This is a genomic window from Niallia sp. FSL W8-0954 (genome assembly GCF_038005605.1).
Lineage (GTDB): Bacteria > Bacillota > Bacilli > Bacillales > Cytobacillaceae > Niallia > Niallia circulans_A.
Map to the genome: position 1 here is coordinate 3379098 of NZ_JBBOTN010000001.1, position 18274 is coordinate 3397371.

Sequence of the window (18274 nt, forward strand, 5' to 3'; positions counted from 1 at the left end):
ATCTACACCTCCACTTTCTTTTCCAATAACCAAGAAGCTATTAGAAATAGGAAGAATAGTGTTAGAATATATCCGCATAATGAAAGAATAGATATCTCTGTTGTTTCTATAGAAGCCTTAAAAAAATTCCGACGTGCTTCAAAAGCAAGTGTATTGTCTACAGAAATTACTGATTTTCTTTTAAGAGCATCAATAACCGGGATTCTATTAAACCAATAGACAGCAATATTCCAAATATTCCAAAGAAGGATTAAAACGACCCAGCGTATTTTATTTAACCATACGATTTTTTTCATGCTGTGATAAAGTGTCCATGAGAAAAAGACCCAGCTGCTGAGGTATATGGATATTCCTAACAGGATTAAACACATAAAAAATAAATTTGTTTGATTGAAAGCTAGTTTCAATTCTCCAACATTCATACTAATCACTGCCACACTAAACATTAAAAACAATGATATTATCGAATACAGGATTCCTGCAATCCATTTTGATAAAAGGAGTTTTATGCTGCTGTTAGGATTATGAAGCCATAATTGTGTTTTCCCTTCTATATTTAAAGAAGTTAACAAAAAAGATGGAAGGTAAAACACATGCGCAAAACAGAAAGTGATGGCAAAAATTGCGACCAACATAATTGTTTTGTAATAACTAGATAGTACAATAGACGTTATCAATCCCAAACTGACAATAATAATACTCGTATACAGAAAAGGAAGACCAAGTTTTAAATCTTTTTTTAATAGCCCATTAAACGAATTCATTTAAATCACCTCATTGTATTAGTGTATTATCTACATAGTACACTAATACTCCAATACTAGTCAATAGGCTTCAGCTAGTTTTTCTAACAATTATATAAATAGTCGGCAAAACACTATGTAAAAAAAACCAAAACAATTATACGTAGCTTTTCCCAGCATTTTCGTATAATTGTTTTGGTTTAAATGAAGCTAGACACTTGTTCCAATCTTTTTCAATCAAGAAATATTTACCGTCATTTTATATGATTATTTCTCGTCTTTTACACGTGTGATTTTTATCTCTTTTAGTAACTCTTTTACGACATGGCTAGCCATTATTAACCCAGCCACAGAAGGAACAAATGCGTTTGAAGATGGTGGCATTTTCGCCTTCCGAATCGGCGCATTATCTTTTCCGACCACTTTACGAACGTCTTCACGAATTACAATGGGACTTTCATCTGAAAATACGACGTTAATCCCTTTTCTAATTCCTTCTTTACGAAGTCTTGTACGAATAACTTTTGCAATTGGATCTGTATGTGTTTTACTAATATCTGCAATTTGGAAACGAGTAGGATCCATTTTATTTGCTGCGCCCATGCTTGAAATGATTGGGATATTTCGGTTTAAACACTCTTTCATTAAGTGAATTTTATAAGCTATCGTATCAGATGCATCTATGATAAAATCTAAGCCATAAGCAAAAATTTCTTCATATGTTTCTTCGGTATAGAACATTTTCAATGCAATTACTTCACAGTCTGGATTAATATCTGCAATACGTTCTTTCATAATATCTACTTTAGGACGGCCAACTGTAGATAATAATGCAATTACCTGTCTATTGACATTCGTAATATCCACATCATCCTTATCAATTAAGATTAATTTTCCTACGCCTGAACGAGCTAACGCTTCGGCAGCAAAGGAACCAACGCCTCCGATTCCTAGAACAGCAACCGTACTGTTTTTCATTGTCTCTAGCCCTTCTTTGCCAATGGCTAGCTCATTTCTCGAAAATTGATGCAACATCTGTTTTCAACTCCATTTAATTTTTCCTACCAACTAATTATGTTTACATATTCCCTTATCAGGAATTTTCATTCTGAAAGAATAAAATTATTACTTAAGAAATATAACATAAATTTTTATCAGCTACCACTACCCTTTCCTTGTTTCCCGATAAGAATTAAAATTTTCCAATTAAATGATAGTTGTAAATATTGCAAGTACTAAAGAACAAAATATGTAATGAGTAAAGAGGATCGATCTCTATTCATAGCTAAATGCTCTGGTAGCCAGTATAAAGCGATACATATTTAACTCCAGTAAATAAACACAAAACGTCTTTTTCGACATAAAAAAACGAACAATCATACGAAATATTGTTGATATCTCCGCATAATTGTTCGGGTCTATATTTGGTGAAATACTTCTATTCCAGTCTCTTAATCATTATTTATTCAGTTTCAAAGATAAATGTAAATCTGTTAATTGGTTTTCACTTACTTCACTTGGAGCATTTGTCAAAAGACAGCTTGCACTTGCTGTTTTAGGAAATGCAATCGTATCACGAAGATTCGTACGTCCAGATAGCAGCATAATTAAGCGATCTAAACCAATTGCAATTCCTCCATGTGGTGGAGTTCCATATTCAAATGCTTCTAACAAGAAACCAAATTGAGCATAAGCCTCTTCCTTAGTAAATCCTAATAAGCTAAACATTTTTTCTTGAATTTCTTTTTCAAATATACGTAGAGAACCACCGCCTAGCTCATAACCATTTAACACAATGTCATAAGCTTGTGCTTTCACTGCTTCAGGATTCGTATCAAGTAATTCTAAATCCGCTCTTTGAGGCATTGTGAATGGATGATGTGCTGCATAAAAACGGCCTTCTTCTTCGTCATATTCAAATAATGGCCAATCTGTCACCCATAAGAAATTGAATTTACTTTGATCAATTAAATCTAGCTCCTTTGCTAATTTTAAACGCAGTGCTCCTAATGCATCGGCAACGACATTCTTTTTATCAGCGACGAATAAAAGCAGGTCTCCTGCTTCAATATTTAACGCTTGCTCAAAGCCTTTTTGCTCTGTCTCGGAAATAAACTTAGAAATAGGCCCTTTTAAGCCGTCTTCTTCAGCTTTTAACCAAGCAAGACCTTTTGCTCCATACACTTTTACGAACTCTGTCAATGCATCAATATCTTTACGAGAATAGTTTCCACTAGCATTCTTTACATTTATTGCTTTTACTTGACCACCTGTTTCAACTGCTGAAGCAAATACTTTAAAGCTAGAGTCTTTCACTATTTCAGAAAGGTCAACTAATTCCATCTCAAAACGAGTATCTGGTTTATCTGAACCATATCTACTCATTGCTTCATCATAAGGCATTCTTGGAAATGGGAGTGTAACATCAATATTCTTAACTTCTTTCATGATTTTTGCCATCATTGCTTCCATCATACTCATAATATCTTCCTGACTCATAAAGCTTGTTTCCAAATCAAGCTGTGTGAATTCTGGCTGACGATCTGCACGTAAATCTTCATCACGGAAACAGCGAGCAATCTGATAGTATCTCTCTACTCCACCGACCATTAATAATTGCTTGAAAATTTGCGGTGACTGAGGCAATGCATAGAATTCACCTGGATGAACTCGGCTAGGTACTAAATAATCTCTTGCCCCTTCTGGCGTACTTTTTGTTAAGATTGGTGTTTCAATATCCAAAAACCCCTCACTATCAAGAAAATCTCTCATCACTTTTGTGACTTGATGACGCATTTTTAAGGTTTCAAACATAACAGGTCTTCTAACATCTAAATAGCGATATTTTAAACGTACATCTTCTGTAACATCTGTTTGATCAGAAATAACGAATGGAGGAGTTTTTGCTTCATTAATGATTTTAATTTCATCCGCAATTATTTCAATTTTTCCTGTTTTAAGGTTTTCATTAACTGTACCTTCTTGGCGTGCAACTACTTTTCCTTTTATATCTAGTACAAATTCATTTCTAACCTTATCAGCAATTTCGATTGCCTCTTTATTTATCTCTGGATTAAATACTACCTGAACGATACCTGTACGGTCACGTAAATCAATGAAAATCAGCCCGCCTAGATCTCGTCTTTTTTGCACCCAGCCTTTTAAAACAATACTCTCACCAATCGATTTTTCTGTTACTTCACCACAAAAATATGTTCTTCCAAACATGAAGTATCCTCCCTATAATCAACATTTGTTTATTCACATTTTTATATTCCTAACGACTCATTCATATGTTTTATTTTCTTTATTTCCATATTGAAAACAAAGAAAATAGCCCTACCCTTCATCCCCCTTGCTCAGAATGCACTAAAATCCTTTAGGGCACTTACAAGCTCGGTTAGCGGAATTTCTTTTTGTTCTCCTGTTTCTAACAGCTTTAAGTTAATTTTGTTATTTTGCAATTCATTTTCTCCTAAAACAGCGACATATTTAGCGTGAAGACGATCAGCTGCTTTAAATTGGGCCTTTACTTTGCGATCAAGATAATCCCTTTCAGCAGAGAAACCAGCCTGTCTAAGCTCATTTACTAATCCTACCGTGTAATCCTTCGCTTCTTCTCCTAACGAAACTAAATAGCAATCCACTTTCTTTTCAATAGGTAATTCGATTTTTTCTGCTTCAAGGGCAGAAAGTAATCGTTCTAAACTCATAGCAAAGCCGATTCCAGGAGCTTCAGGACCGCCTAATTCTTCTGTTAAGCCATTGTATCTGCCTCCACCACATAATGTAGTAATAGCCCCAAACCCTTCTGCTTCACTCATTATTTCAAAAGCTGTGTGGTTATAGTAATCCAAACCTCTAACTAGATTGGAATCAACAAAAAAGGGAATATTTAAAGCCGTTAAATATTTTTGTACCTTTGTAAAGTATGTTTTTGACTCTTCATTTAAGTACTCTAGGATAGATGGTGCAGACTTCATTAATGGATGATCATGATCCTTTTTGCAATCTAGGATTCTCATTGGGTTTTTCTCTAGTCTTGTTTGGCAATCATGACAAAATTCCCCGATGCTCGGTTGAAAATGTGCAATTAGCGCTTCTCGGTGAGCTTGTCTACTTTCTTTATCACCTAAACTGTTAACAACTACTTTTAACTTTGATAATCCCATTGTTTGATAAACGGAATATGCAAGTGCAATTACTTCCGCATCAATAGCAGGATCTTTACTCCCAATTGCTTCCACACCAAACTGAACAAACTGACGAAAACGTCCAGCTTGTGGTCTCTCATAGCGGAACATTTGCCCTAAATAAAAGAGCTTAATTGGCTGAGATGCATATCCATGCATTTTATTCTCCACAAATGAACGAACAACCGCCGCTGTTCCTTCTGGTCTTAATGTTAAGCTTCTTTTTCCTCGATCCTCAAAAGTATACATTTCTTTTGTAACAATATCCGTTGTGTCTCCAACACTTCGTAAAAATAATTCTGTATGTTCAAATATAGGAGTGCGAATTTCGCTATATTGATATCGATCACAAAGTTGTTTAATTTTCCCTTCAATATATTGCCACTTTTCTACGGTACCTGGCAAAATATCTTGGGTTCCTCTTGGAATATTAATATGCATTTTATGTATCCTCCCTGCTTTTAGAAAAACGCTGATATCCGCGCTTAATTCGTAATATTTTCAAATAAAAAAATCTCGTCCCTTGCATCCATCTGAATACAAGGGACGAGATTTTTCCCGTGGTACCACCCTAATTGAAGATTTTTTCTTAAATCTCCCACTTTGCAGTTAACGCCTGCGCACGTTTCTACCTACTAATGAAGAATATTTTCAGAAGAAAGCCTCCCTGAGTGTTCTTTCTCTAAGTCATCATGTAGAAATGCTTGCAGCCTTCATGACATTTCCTCTCTGTTCATGTGTCTCTTAGATACTCTTCTCGATCAATGGCTTTACTAGATTATTTATTATTATTTAATTAATAATAAATAGGAAAGATTGTATTGTCAATAGGATATGAAAATGATTTCCCGCTCTATTATAATTTTCCTAGCTGTTTCTTTAGTTTTTTTACTTCGCCTAATGAAAGACCGAATTCAGAAGCTAGCTCAACCGCATTTGAATTTCCTTCTCTTTGAATAAAATCGTGAAAATCGACACCTAGTAATTTGGAATCAATTTCACTAGTTGATGAACTTTTTTCACCAAATCTCATGCATTTCACCCTTTTTTCTGTTATTTTTTTATAGTATTACCATGAGTGGCTAAAAAATTTCATCAAAAAAATAGTTTCTTGTCTAAATTTGATTAAAAAAAATAAGAGTAGCATAAAGGAATATACCTTCAAAAAGAAGAATCTTATTCTATGTGAAATTATACTAGTCAGCTTTAGACAATTACGGAAGGAGTGCAGCTTGTTTGAAGAATATAAGATGGATGCTATTACTTTTAGTCAGCATCTTCTTCATTCCTACACAGTATCAACATGTATCAGCAGAAAATCAATCAACTGTTCAAGCTAATACGGTCGTAAACGTTAGAGAAAATCCTGGGCTTGATCAAAATGTTATTGGGAAAATGGAGATAGGAAAAGCATATCCTTTAATAAAGGAAGAAAAGGATTGGATTGAAATTCAATATACCTCTTCTTCTACTGGATGGGTAGCCGCTTATTTAGTAACCCAAAATGGACAAAGTACAACTGTCGACCAAATGGAAAAAGAAGAAGAAGCAATTACTTCCCATTCAAACAAAGCCACAATTACAGAGAATGGCCTTCGTCTAAGAAAAGGACCAGGTACAAATTATGAAGTGATTACCACTTTAGGTAAAGGAATTGAAGTTACCGTCCTTTCCGTAAATTACGATTGGTACCAAATCAGAACAGCTTTAGGAACTGGATGGGTCCACAATGATTATCTTCTGTTTGAAGATTCTTCTAATCATACAGAAACAGGAGTACAAAAAAAGTCTAAACAGGAAATAGCTACTGTTGCAGAAGATCAGATTAATCTTCGCAGCAATCCATCTACTAGTGCAGAAATCATCGGGAAAATCAGCATTGGCACTGTAATTACTATAATAGAAGAAGAATCTAATTGGGCAAAAATTCAATACTCTGGTAATATCGGCTGGGTTCATAAAGATCTGTTAAAGAGTAGTGATATAGAAAGTAGAAAAGGAAAAACAATCGATAAGAAAGTTAAACTGCTCTATGATAGAACAAATATTAGAAGCGATGCAACCGTCAATTCAAAAATCTTACTTGTCGCAGATAGCGGCGAAACCTTTCAAGCAGTAGAAATAATTGATGATTGGTATAAAATTAAACTTGCAGACGGCGAATTTGGATACATTGCGGAATGGCTGGTTGAAGATTCGGCATCAAATGATCTCCAAATTACTAATGCTACAGCTACAAAGGATTTAAAGGGAAAAACAATCGTTATAGATCCTGGGCACGGCGGAAAGGATAGTGGCACAATAGGCATTATCGGTACACTTGAAAAGACATTAAATCTTCGTACCGCAAAGTTACTTGCTAATAAACTCGAAGCCTCTGGTGCAAAGGTAATCCTAACTAGAAAAAACGATTTTTTTATCCCGTTACAAACCAGGGTCGATATAAGCCATTTCTATCATGCAGATGCTTTTATAAGCCTTCATTATGATAGCATAAGTGATCGTTCCGTAAATGGTGTTACAAGCTATTACTACACATCTAATCAGAAAAAATTAGCAACCAGCTTACATAAAAGTATCATTGAAGCAACCGATCGAAAGGACAGAGGTGTTAAACAAAATTCATATATCGTCCTTAAGCAAAATAGACAACCTGCCTCTCTTTTAGAGTTGGGATACCTAAGTAGTCCCGCTGAAGAACAAACGTTACTTTCTAACAAGTATCAAGAGACCATTACAACAGCTATCCATAATGGCTTAGAGAATTATTTTAGCTATTAAAGCCTGTTTAGTGAATAGTCATATAAAAAGAAATGAAAAGCCAAACAATCATCCGAGCTTTCGTGATTGTTTGGCTTTTTTTCTGTCTAGATTACTTATGGTTCTAACCTTTTTTAGTTGTATAGGAATCAATCATTTAATTATTTACTATCTAATATTAATGTTACCGGTCCATCGTTTATTAGCTGAACATCCATCATCGCACCAAAAATACCTGTTTCAACAGTTAGGCCATGGCTACGTAAAAGCGTATTGAATTGATCATATAACACCTTTGCCTGCTCTGGCTTTGCGGCATCCATAAAGTTAGGTCTTCTTCCTTTACGCGTATCTCCATATAGGGTAAACTGGGAAATCGATAAAACGGCTCCCTCCCTATCTAAAATACTATGATTCATTTTCCCATTCTCGTCTTCAAAAACGCGAAGATGGATAATTTTATCTGCAAGGTATTTAGCCTCTTCCAATGTATCGCTATGTGTAATACCTACAAGAAGAACGAACCCTTTCTCAATAGCGCCAACTATCTCTCCGTCTACTTCCACTTTTGCTTCTTTTGATCTTTGTAATACTACACGCACACTAAAGACTCCTTAGTTCATTATTCTTCGTACAGAATAGACATCTGGAATTTGTTTAATTCGATCGACAACTTTTTGAAGATGATTGACATTTAGAATCATAATACTCATGTTAATCGTCGCAACTTTATTACGGTCAGACTTACCAGATACGGCTGATATATTAGTTTTCGATTCATTAACGGCCTGGAGAACCTCATTTAATAAACCTCTTCTGTCATAGCCACTTATTTCAATTTCAACATTATATTCTTTGCGGTTATTTAAATTCGTTTCCCATTCCACAGGAATTAGTCGAGCCTTTGCATCTTCAGTGTCAATATTGGTACAGTCTGCCCGATGAACGGAAACTCCTCTTCCTTTTGTGATAAAACCAACTATCTCATCACCTGGCACTGGATTACAGCAGCGAGATAAACGAATTAATAAGTTATCAATCCCTGTTACTCGAACACCAGAAGCACTCTTTTTATTATTGGAAAAAGACTTTAATTCAGCAACTGCATTTGAGATAGTTGAAATCTGTTCTGCATCTCTTTTCTTCCGCCATTTTTCCGTTAACCTATTGGCAACTTGTAGTGCTGTAATTCCGTTGTAGCCTACAGCAGCATACATATCTTCTTCTGTCATAAAATTAAATTTTTCAATTACTGCCTTCACATTCTCCGGTGTAAGAATTTCTTTTAAATCAAATTCCATATTACGAATTTCTTTTTCAACTAATTCTTTCCCTTTTTCGACATTTTCTTCCCTACGTTGTTTCTTGAAAAATTGTCTAATTTTATTTTTCGCTTGGGATGTTTGCGCTATTTTTAACCAATCTTGACTTGGTCCATACGAATGTTTACTCGTATGGATTTCAACAATATCACCTGTTTTTAACTTGTAATCAAGAGTGACCATCTTGCCATTCACTTTTGCTCCAATCGTTTTATTTCCGATTTCTGAATGGATACGATAAGCAAAATCAATTGGTACAGAGCCAGAAGGTAACTCAAACACATCTCCCTTTGGTGTAAAAACAAACACCATATCTGAAAATAAATCAATTTTCAGACTTTCCATAAACTCTTCTGCATTTACGATATCATCTTGGAATTCTAATATTTCTCTAAACCAAGTTAATTTTTCTTCCAATGAGGATCCTTCATTTACGGATTTTCCCTCTTTGTAGGCCCAATGAGCTGCAATCCCGTATTCAGCAATTCGATGCATGTCCTGTGTACGAATTTGCACTTCTAAAGGATCACCCTTAGGACCGATAACAGTTGTATGGAGAGACTGATACATATTAGCCTTGGGCATCGCTATATAGTCTTTAAAGCGGCCAGGCATTGGTTTCCATCGCGTGTGTATAATCCCTAGTATGGCATAGCAATCTTTAATACTGTTGACAACAATTCTTACTGCTAATAAGTCATATATTTCATTAAACTGTTTATTCTGTAAAACCATTTTGCGATAAATGCTGTATATATGTTTTGGTCTTCCCGAAATATCTGCTTGAATCTTTACTTCTGCCGTACCTTCACGAATTTCAGTAACTACTTCATCTAGGTATTGTTCTCGTTCTGCTCTTTTCTTTTTCATTAAATTTACGATACGATAATATTGCTGTGGATTCATATAGCGTAATGCAGTATCTTCTAGTTCCCATTTAATTGTAGAGATTCCTAGACGATGAGCAAGTGGGGCAAAAATCTCCAATGTTTCATTTGAAATACGACGCTGCTTTTCTGCAGGTAAATGCTTCAATGTTCTCATATTATGAAGTCTGTCTGCTAATTTAATTAGGATAACACGAATGTCCTGCGCCATCGCTACAAACATTTTGCGATGATTTTCTGCTTGCTGTTCTTCATGTGATTTATATTTAATTTTACCGAGCTTCGTTACACCGTCAACGAGCATGGCCACTTCACTGTTAAATACTTTACTTATATCTTGTAAAGTAATTTCCGTATCTTCAACAACGTCATGGAGAAAACCTGCTGCTACTGTTGCTGGATCCATTTCTAAATCAGCCAAAATTCCTGCTACTTGGATTGGATGAATAATATATGGTTCCCCAGATTTCCTATATTGTTCACGATGAGCTTCTCTTGCATAGTCATAAGCTTTTTCAATAAAAGCTACGTGCTCTTCGTTTAAATATCCTCTAGTCTTATCGATGACTTGTTCGGCGGTTAACACTTGATCGTTCGCCATGTAATCACCTTTCATATTACAATTATATTATTTAAATTTAGCATATTTTAGACATTCTTTCTATCCTACTACTTTTATGCAAGATTACAAAAAAGAATAAAATTTATTTTAGAATGATTATTACTATTATCGAAAAAAAAAGGGAGATTGTAAAGGGATTGGAAGTAATTTTTATATGGAAAGAAAGAAAAATGTCGAATGAAGGCGATTTCTGCCTAAACATAGCAATTTTTTCTTTCTTTTTCTTTTCGATTATGAAAAAGAGCGCTTGATCAGCGCTCTTTCAGATTGAAGACAAAAGGCATTTGGGAAAGCTATATTTCCCAAATGCCTTTTTAATTTTTGATTTTCTTCTTAGAATCTATCTTAAAAATAAGTATAAATTGCCTATTATTCATATTTTTTATGCCATTTTTGGACTTCCCCAAGTCCAATTGGCTAATTTCTTAAGATTTATTGCAGCAAAAGTTAGCATCGCCTGCATGGACAATTTTTTAAGTCCCCGTAGGGTTGTCCATCGCATACCATGCTTTTCTTTTGCATCTGCAAAGACTCGTTCAATGGATTCTTTTCGACGTGCATATATTTCTTTTACTTCTTGTTTATGACGAAGGTGTTCGGCTTCTTCTAAATAGTCTTCCCAGATATGGCGTTGGATTAACTTTTGATGATTTTGACTCTGAGTACACTGTTTTAGTAAAGGACACTTTGAACACTTCAAGGGATTGGATTTGTACTGCCGATATCCTTCCTTCGTGGTTGTTGTGTATGATAATATCTCTCCTTGCGGACAGATATAGCAATTATAGTGCTCATCATAAACGTATTCATGTTTACGGATAAACCCTTCCTTTGTTTTTGGTCGAGTATAAGGAAGTGCAGGAGTGATGCCATTCTCTATTAGAAAATTACAAATCGCAGGAGTCTTATAGGCCGCGTCAGCAGCAATAGCTAAAGGTTTCTTTACTTTATCCATTATTTTTTCTACTAATGGTTGAAGTATATGACTATCATGAATGTTTCCAGGCGTTACAATGGATCCTAACACAAAACCATTTCGGTCAGTAGCAGCATGAAAAGAATAAGCAAACTGTTTTGTTCTTTCATCTTTTACGTAGTACCCACTTTCAGGGTCAGTAGTACTTTCCTTAATTTCCTTTATCTCTTCCTTTTCAAACTTTTCAGGTGGAAAAGGCTTCTTTCCGTTATCAATACGGTCTTGATTTAATTCAGCCTGAAGTTTCGCTTCATAAGCTCGAGTTTCTTTTCTCACTGTTTTCTTTTCAAATTTACGTTTATTAGCACTAGCTTTAACATGAGTTGAATCAATAAATACATGATCTGCGCTCAATAAACCTTTATCTGTAATCTCTTTTAGAATCCGATAAAAGATTTGTTCAAATAAATCCGTTTCTTTAAAACGACGCTCATAATTCTTACCAAAGGTAGAGAAATGAGGAACTTCTGTATAAAAACCGAATCCCAAGAACCAGCGATATGCCACGTTTGTTTCAATTTCTTTAATGGTTTGCCTCATAGAACGAATACCAAATACATATTGAATAAATGTCATTTTAATCAATACAACAGGATCAATACTCGGACGACCTAGTGTTGAATAGAGTTTTTCAACCAATGGATAAATGAAGGAGAAATCAATAGCAGATTCAATTTTACGCACAAAATGATCTTGTGGTACTAATTGGTCAATTGCGATAACTTCTAACTGATCTCTTTCAGTATTATTGTTTCTTGTCATCATTATCCATCACCTCTAAAATTTCTATTAATAAATATTTTAAATAAAAAAAGACTGTATGCAAACTCGATTTTATCGAGTTTGTCTACAGTCTGAAAGAGCGCTTGATCAGCGCTCTTTTTTTCATGTATACGGATTAATATTCCATTAATGTTAAAATATCATATCCATCTAAATTTTTACGTCCTTCAAGATAAGACAATTCAATTAAAAATGCAATACCAGCGACAACCCCACCTAGTTCTTCAACTAATTTAATTGTCGCCTCAATTGTACCGCCTGTCGCTAATAAATCATCTGTAATTAAAACACGTTGGCCCGGTTTAATCGCATCTTTATGGATTGTTAATACGTCTTTTCCATATTCCAAGCCATATTCTACTTTAATCGTTTCTCTCGGTAATTTGCCTTCTTTACGAACTGGAGCAAAGCCAACTCCAAGCGAATAAGCAACAGGACAGCCAATGATAAAGCCTCTTGCTTCTGGTCCCACAACAAGATCAATTTCTTTTTCTTTTGCATACGTTACAATTTGATCTGTTGCATATCTATATGCATCACCATTATCCATTAATGTTGTTATATCCTTGAATCTGATCCCTTCTTTTGGCCAATCTTCAACGATCGTAACATATTGTTTTAAATCCATTCTTTTACTTCCTCCTCATTATTGACGGATTTCTTTAGAATAAGATCAAACCAATTTTTAAGTTGTTCATAAGATGAATAAATTAATTCATTTTCCAGCTCAAATTGCGCTTGTTTTTGTTGAAAAGAGATAGATTCTGTTAAATCTCTTTTTGGAACATTCTTATTCAGTGAAATAAATCCATCCTTCATTGTAACAAAATTTAATTCAAAAAACACCTTTGACATAAAATCTACCGTTTCTTTACTCCAACCTTTTCTTCTAGCGAGCTCTCCGCCGAATTTTTGCAGGTGAAAATTCCCCTGTTTTGCTAAAAAAGCATAGAACCATTTAAAATGATCACGAGTTGGCATGGTACTAAAAAAGTCACTTTGTTGTTTATAAAAAACAGCATAGATTCTTTCAGGAGCATTGTTAGATAACAATGTTTTTAGCATATCCAAACTAGGGGGATAATCTGCCAGTACCATAGTATTATTCATCGATTCTAGGAATGCTGCTTGCTCTATTGATTCAATCACCTGATAAGAGACTTGTTCATCCATATCCTTAGGAACAGAATCTTGATGAAAAAAAATCCACTGTGCATTTTTAGGCACTACTTCGTATAATTGATTCACTTTTCTTAAACTTCGATAGTCAAACAGCTGCCAATGAGGAACCTCCATATCTTGAATAAAGATTTGTGGTTTTTTACGATTATTCCATTCGTTTATCGAAAGCTCCCCTAATACAGACACTTTTGCACTTGGAGAGATATGATCACATAAGTCACCAATTCCAAATCCTATTCCATCTAATTCAAACTCATTATCTTTTAATACAATCTTTAAATGGTTTTGATTGGAACCTATTTTCCGCATATTGTCGATTTCTAGATCACAGAAGGTTAATTTAGGCTTGGGATTATCGACTCCAAATGGGGCGAGCATTTGCATTTCCTCTATTGATTTAATAGATATATCACTTATTGAAAAGCTGCCATCCACCTTTGTTAATGGAATGAGATTTTCTTCTGTTAATTGTTCAAAGGCTAATCTATTTAAACTATCTCTAAGAACATCTACATCTTCTATTTTCAAAGACATTCCTGCAGCCATTGGATGCCCACCAAAATGAGGCAGAATATCTCTACACGTCGATAAATTTTTATATAAATCAAATCCCTCAATACTGCGAGCAGATCCTTTTGCTATTCCCGTTTCCTTGTCATAACTTAATACAATCGTTGGTCGATAGTACTTTTCTACCAATCGAGAAGCAACGATCCCCACAACGCCAGGGTTCCAGCCCTCTTTCCCTACAATTAGAACACGATTTTCATTTAATGGATAGAGCTCGTCCACTTGTTCCATCGCTTCCACTGTTATCTGATTTACAATCGCTTGTCTTTCTTTATTTGTTTCTTCCATTTCTAATGCTAGTTCTTTTGCAATCTCTGGATCATCTGTTAATAATAAGTCAACAGCCGGATCCGCATCTCCTAATCTGCCAATAGCATTAATACGTGGTGCAAGCATAAATCCTATTGTTTCTTCATTAATCGTATTTTTGTCGATATTCATTTGACGATATAATGCATTTAAACCGATATTATCTGTTTCTTGCAGTGCCCTGATGCCTTTTTTCGCAAGAAGGCGATTTTCTCCTGTTAAGGAGACAAGATCAGCGATTGTTCCAATTGCCGCAAATGGCAATAAATGATGGGGAACTTTTCCATAAAGAGCGTGAGATAACTTGAAAGAAACGCCTACCCCTGCTAACTCACGGAACGGATACTCGCTACCTTCTATCTTGGGGTGAATGATCGCAAGTGCCTCTGGCAATATTGGTCCTGGCTCATGGTGATCGGTAATGATTAAGTCTATTTCCAATTCTTTTGCCACTTCCGCTTCATGAACAGCAGCAATACCCGTATCGACTGTAATAATCAATTGAACACCAATGCTTTTAGCATAGCGAAAAGCCCTCTCATTAGGGCCATATCCTTCGGTAAATCGGTTTGGAATATAAAATTGCACATTGGCTCCAAGACCCTCTAACGTTTTCATCATAACGGTCGTGCTAGTTACTCCATCGGCATCATAATCTCCAAAAATAAGAATTAATTCTTTGTTAGTAATTGCCTTTTGTATTCGATCTACAGCTATATCCATTCCTAAAAGCAGGAAAGGATCATGAAAATCATTATTATCATCAAATAAAAAAGCTTTTGCTTCCTCTGATGTATGATAACCTCTTTTCATTAAAAGAGAGGCTACAATTGGTGCTAGTTTTAGCTCTTCTGCTAATAGTGAAATAGTTTCTTGATTAGAAGTTTCTTCTTGTATCCATCTTTTTTTGGAACGTAACATTCAATCACCTCAATCTAACTATTATACAAGTTAAAAGAAGTCGTTTCAATGCAGGAAGAATGGAAAAACGAATAGTCATTTTTTTCATAATAACTTTAAATATAAAAAAATTATTTAAGAAATCATTTCCGATGAAAAAATAGAAAAAAAAGATGTCTGAAAAGAAATTAATCGAAGTAAACACTCCCCAACGAATTTCTTCTTGCAGACATCCCTTTTTATTTTAGATCTGTTAGAACCTTTTCCTTCTCTTTTTTATCATCCGTTTTTTGTTCTAATGCCTTTTTTTCTTTTTCCAATGTTTTAATTTTACGTTGCAATGAATAAATACGAATAATTCCAGCAGAGCCAATAATTAATCCACCAAGAAGAACAGAAATTAATATGACTAAAATAAGCGGCCAGTCCCCTTCGCCAAATAAGTAATTAACAGAAACCGGTTCGACATTAATAACAGCAAAGACCGCAACAATTAAAGCAAAAATAATTCCCAAAAGCATATTCCATTGAAATTTCATTTACTTCCCTCCCTTTGTATTTTTGGTTCTATTATTTCCTATTTTCCATCTTTCCACTATCATAAACAAGTATTTTTTTAGCGAACATACAAAAACCTGCTCCTTCTGCTTTAGGAGACAGGTTTTTGAAGTGTTTCTTATACTTGTGGTTCGTCTGAAATTGGGCGTTTTTCTTTATACGTAATTAAGACACCTTTTCTCTTTAACTCTCTCTTCTTCCAAACATACCAAAGCTGGGATGCAATAAAGATAGAAGAATAGGCACCGCCGATTAAACCAATTAATAACGCTAAAGAGAAGTTTGTGATGGCACTGCTTCCGAATATTAATAAAGCCACTACACAAATCACAACCGTTATTACAGTATTTATCGAACGAGCGAATGTCTGTCGAATACTTCTATTGATAATATCTTTAATTTCTTGTGGTGTTTTGATACGCTTTTTCTTCGCTAAATTTTCTCTTATACGATCAAAGGTAACAATCGTATCGTTAATCGAGTAACCGACAATTGTCAACACGGCTGCGATAAAAGTAATATCTACTTCTAGTCGTGTGAGACTGAAGATCACGATAATAAAGAAGGCATCATGCAGTAATGCTATTACAGCTGCAAGACCCATATATACTTCAAAGCGAATTGCCACATAAATAATGATTCCGATAGAGGCAAAAATTATCGCTTTAAAGGCATTTTTAGCTAATTCTTTCCCAATTGTTGGTGATACACTGCTGACGTTTGGATCATGCCCATACGTCTTATTAAACTCTGATTTTATCGTATTAATTTTAGTTTGACTTAAATCACCTTTAATACGAATAGCAGCAGTCTCTTGCTTATCACCTGAAATGATGATATCGTCTGCTTTTACATTCAGCTTATCTAAGTGATCTTCAATTTCAGCAGTTGTTAATGCTTTATCTGCCATAACTTCTATACGAGATCCACTTGCAAAATCAATTCCAAGATTAAGCTTGAATATAAACATAATCACAATCCCTGCCACAATTAAAACACTAGAAATTGTAAAAAATATATTCTTATATTTTACAAAATCAAGACGATCAAATTTGGTTGGCAATGTTAAAGTATCGTAATTTTCGCTAATATGCTTAATGTCTTTACGATTGACTCCAAACCACGTAATTTTTTTATCAAACAATTTACTTTTCACTAGTAAACCGAGTAATAATCTAGAACCATAAACAGCAGTAATAAAACTTACTAATATACTAACAATTAAGAGTGTAGCAAACCCTTTTACTGAACTTGTCCCATAAATAAATAAAACAATCGAAGCTATAATGGTAGTTAAGTTTGCATCAAGAATGGTTCCAATGGAGTTTTTATTTCCTGCATGAAATGCAGCTCGCAGCGACTTTCCTACCCTCAGTTCATCCTTGATTCGTTCATAGGTAATAATATTTGCATCTACAGCCATTCCAACACCGAGAATAAGTGCCGCAATTCCTGGAAGCGTTAATACCCCTTGCATTAAATCAAGAACCAACAGATTTAGATAAACATAGATGGACAATGTAATGATAGCAACTAATCCAGGCAGACGGTAATAGAGAAGCATAAATAAAAATACTAGGCCTACACCAATTATGCCCGCATATACTGTATCTTTTAACGCTTGATCTCCAAACTGTGCACCAACACTTGTTGAATATTCTTCCGTTAATTTAACCGGCAACGCCCCAGCATTTAATAATTCAGCTAATCTGGTCGCCTCATCTACGGTAAAATTACCAGTTATAGATACAGTATCCGAATTAATCACTTCACTTACCATCGGTGCGGATAAGTATTTAGGTTCTTCTTTGGCTGCTTCCGCGTTATAAGAATCTCCTTCTTCAAAGTCTAACCAGATGACTAAAGGACTACCTAAAACTGATTGCGTTACTTCTTTAAACTTATTTGCATCTTTTAGTTTTAAAGAAACACTAGGCTTTCCATACTGGTCAAATTCTTGACTTGCTCCTCCCTGCACTAAATCAGAGCCATCTAGCAATTTCTTATCGTGGATATCTCTGAATGTTAGGTTAGCTTCTGTTGAAAGCATTTCTCTTGCTTCATTTTGATCTGTTATACCAGCAAGTTGAACTCTTATTCGGTCTTTTCCCTCTATTTGAATAACAGGCTCGCTTACTCCTAAAACATTTATCCTTTTATCTAGAGCTTGAGCTGTACTTTTTAAAGCCGCTTCATCAATTTTTGCTTTGCCCTTTTCCAGCGGTTCTACTTTATAAAGAACTTCAAATCCACCTTGAAGGTCTAATCCAAGCTTAATATTGTCTAAAATTTTATTTGTTGTTCCTCCCATTAATCCTGCCGCCAAGACAATGATTAACAAAAAAGCAACAATTCTACTGCGTTTAACCATTATGTATTAATCCTCCTCATGAAATACAAAGCAGAAACTTCCCCAACTAATACTAGCCATATTCATTGTTATTTATCAAGAATGATGTCCTCTTTTAA

General features: G+C 34.9%; 13 protein-coding genes and 1 other annotated feature. Of the genes, 1 reads left to right on the forward strand and 12 read right to left on the reverse strand.

The genetic code is table 11. The features are described from left to right. Nucleotides 1–2: 2 nt before the first annotated feature. From NX902_RS16805 to NX902_RS16825, 5 genes are all read right to left on the reverse strand, one after another. A complete protein-coding gene (locus NX902_RS16805) occupies nucleotides 3–764 on the reverse strand; it encodes a hypothetical protein (RefSeq protein WP_095331667.1) in 762 nt (253 codons plus the stop codon). A gap of 246 nt (nucleotides 765–1010) precedes the next feature. Further along, nucleotides 1011–1778, reverse strand: a complete 768-nt coding sequence (locus tag NX902_RS16810) for a tRNA threonylcarbamoyladenosine dehydratase (RefSeq protein ID WP_095331665.1) — start codon at nucleotides 1776–1778, stop codon at nucleotides 1011–1013. Nucleotides 1779–2201: 423 nt separating this feature from the next. Further along, nucleotides 2202–3971, reverse strand: a complete 1770-nt coding sequence (gene aspS, locus NX902_RS16815; RefSeq protein WP_123260792.1) for an aspartate--tRNA ligase — start codon at nucleotides 3969–3971, stop codon at nucleotides 2202–2204. A 131-nt stretch (nucleotides 3972–4102) separates the two neighbouring features. Next, on the reverse strand, nucleotides 4103–5377 hold the full coding sequence (gene hisS / locus NX902_RS16820) for a histidine--tRNA ligase (protein WP_095331661.1): 1275 nt from the start codon (nucleotides 5375–5377) through the stop codon (nucleotides 4103–4105). Between the two features lie 98 nt (nucleotides 5378–5475). Further along, nucleotides 5476–5710 (reverse strand) — a binding site (T-box leader). An 82-nt stretch (nucleotides 5711–5792) separates the two neighbouring features. Next, nucleotides 5793–5969 (reverse strand): hypothetical protein, encoded by a 177-nt coding sequence (locus tag NX902_RS16825; protein ID WP_164463668.1) that lies wholly within the window; start codon nucleotides 5967–5969, stop codon nucleotides 5793–5795. Nucleotides 5970–6172: 203 nt separating this feature from the next. On the opposite strand from NX902_RS16825, the gene NX902_RS16830 reads away from it, so the two are divergent. Next, nucleotides 6173–7717: an N-acetylmuramoyl-L-alanine amidase gene (locus NX902_RS16830; RefSeq protein WP_163185488.1), complete on the forward strand. Its 1545-nt coding sequence runs from the start codon at nucleotides 6173–6175 to the stop codon at nucleotides 7715–7717. Nucleotides 7718–7857: 140 nt separating this feature from the next. Here NX902_RS16830 and dtd read toward each other — a convergent pair whose 3' ends face one another. From dtd to secDF, 7 genes are all read right to left on the reverse strand, one after another. Further along, complete coding sequence (gene dtd, locus NX902_RS16835; RefSeq protein ID WP_095331657.1) at nucleotides 7858–8298, reverse strand: D-aminoacyl-tRNA deacylase; 441 nt, start codon at nucleotides 8296–8298, stop codon at nucleotides 7858–7860. A 12-nt stretch (nucleotides 8299–8310) separates the two neighbouring features. Continuing rightward, nucleotides 8311–10506 carry a RelA/SpoT family protein gene (locus NX902_RS16840; RefSeq protein ID WP_095331655.1) on the reverse strand — a complete coding sequence of 732 codons (2196 nt, stop codon included), beginning with the start codon at nucleotides 10504–10506 and terminating at the stop codon, nucleotides 8311–8313. Between the two features lie 403 nt (nucleotides 10507–10909). Beyond that, complete coding sequence (locus NX902_RS16845; protein WP_341122667.1) at nucleotides 10910–12268, reverse strand: IS1182 family transposase; 1359 nt, start codon at nucleotides 12266–12268, stop codon at nucleotides 10910–10912. Between the two features lie 133 nt (nucleotides 12269–12401). Next, complete coding sequence (locus tag NX902_RS16850; protein ID WP_095331653.1) at nucleotides 12402–12914, reverse strand: adenine phosphoribosyltransferase; 513 nt, start codon at nucleotides 12912–12914, stop codon at nucleotides 12402–12404. Next, complete coding sequence (gene recJ, locus NX902_RS16855; protein WP_123258039.1) at nucleotides 12905–15268, reverse strand: single-stranded-DNA-specific exonuclease RecJ; 2364 nt, start codon at nucleotides 15266–15268, stop codon at nucleotides 12905–12907. The genes NX902_RS16850 and recJ overlap by 10 nt, the downstream gene beginning before the upstream one ends. A gap of 218 nt (nucleotides 15269–15486) precedes the next feature. Then, complete coding sequence (locus NX902_RS16860) at nucleotides 15487–15786, reverse strand: LapA family protein (protein WP_095331649.1); 300 nt, start codon at nucleotides 15784–15786, stop codon at nucleotides 15487–15489. 137 nt (nucleotides 15787–15923) lie between these two features. Continuing rightward, nucleotides 15924–18176, reverse strand: coding sequence for a protein translocase subunit SecDF (secDF, locus tag NX902_RS16865; RefSeq protein ID WP_095331647.1), 2253 nt, complete (start codon nucleotides 18174–18176; stop codon nucleotides 15924–15926). Nucleotides 18177–18274 lie beyond the last annotated feature (98 nt).

What these genes read in the sequence shown, in the direction of transcription:
- NX902_RS16805 (WP_095331667.1), bottom strand. Translation starts at nt 764, where the DNA reads ATGAATTCGTTTAATGGGCTATTAAAAAAAGATTTAAAACTTGGTCTT.
- NX902_RS16810 (WP_095331665.1), bottom strand. Translation starts at nt 1,778, where the DNA reads ATGTTGCATCAATTTTCGAGAAATGAGCTAGCCATTGGCAAAGAAGGG.
- aspS (WP_123260792.1), bottom strand. Translation starts at nt 3,971, where the DNA reads ATGTTTGGAAGAACATATTTTTGTGGTGAAGTAACAGAAAAATCGATT.
- hisS (WP_095331661.1), bottom strand. Translation starts at nt 5,377, where the DNA reads ATGCATATTAATATTCCAAGAGGAACCCAAGATATTTTGCCAGGTACC.
- NX902_RS16825 (WP_164463668.1), bottom strand. Translation starts at nt 5,969, where the DNA reads ATGAGATTTGGTGAAAAAAGTTCATCAACTAGTGAAATTGATTCCAAA.
- NX902_RS16840 (WP_095331655.1), bottom strand. Translation starts at nt 10,506, where the DNA reads ATGGCGAACGATCAAGTGTTAACCGCCGAACAAGTCATCGATAAGACT.
- NX902_RS16845 (WP_341122667.1), bottom strand. Translation starts at nt 12,268, where the DNA reads ATGATGACAAGAAACAATAATACTGAAAGAGATCAGTTAGAAGTTATC.
- NX902_RS16850 (WP_095331653.1), bottom strand. Translation starts at nt 12,914, where the DNA reads ATGGATTTAAAACAATATGTTACGATCGTTGAAGATTGGCCAAAAGAA.
- recJ (WP_123258039.1), bottom strand. Translation starts at nt 15,268, where the DNA reads ATGTTACGTTCCAAAAAAAGATGGATACAAGAAGAAACTTCTAATCAA.
- NX902_RS16860 (WP_095331649.1), bottom strand. Translation starts at nt 15,786, where the DNA reads ATGAAATTTCAATGGAATATGCTTTTGGGAATTATTTTTGCTTTAATT.
- secDF (WP_095331647.1), bottom strand. Translation starts at nt 18,176, where the DNA reads ATGGTTAAACGCAGTAGAATTGTTGCTTTTTTGTTAATCATTGTCTTG.